The 413-nt window shown below is 68.3% G+C and carries 1 protein-coding gene; it reads right to left on the minus strand.

The genetic code is table 11. The annotated features are described in order from the left end of the window. Window positions 1-413, minus strand: a 413-nt coding sequence (locus tag HA630_RS01155) for an RNB domain-containing ribonuclease (protein WP_166832120.1), incomplete at both ends; no start/stop codon positions are given.

Here is a 413-nt window from a genome sequence, read left to right on the forward strand (position 1 = left end):
TAGGCCTGGACCTCGCCCTTGGCGTTGACCATCATGTCGCAGACCATGCACAGGCGCTCCACCTCGGGGTTGAGCGAGCACAGGCCGTTGGACAGTTTCTCGGGCAGCATCGGGATGACGCGGCGCGGGAAGTACACGCTGGTGGCGCGGTCGTAGGCGTCCACGTCGATGGGCGAGCCGGTCTCCACGTAGTGGCTCACGTCGGCGATGGCCACCAGCAGGCGCCAGCCCTTGCCGCGCCCGACCTTGGCCGGTTCGCAATAGACCGCGTCGTCGAAATCACGCGCGTCTTCGCCGTCGATGGTCACCAGCGGCACATCGGTCAGGTCGATGCGGCCACGCTTGTCGCTGGCGCGCACCTTGTCGGGCAGCCCGCGCGACTGGGCCAGCGCGGCCTCGGAAAACTCGTGCGG

Source organism: Aquabacterium sp. A08 (assembly GCF_011742065.1).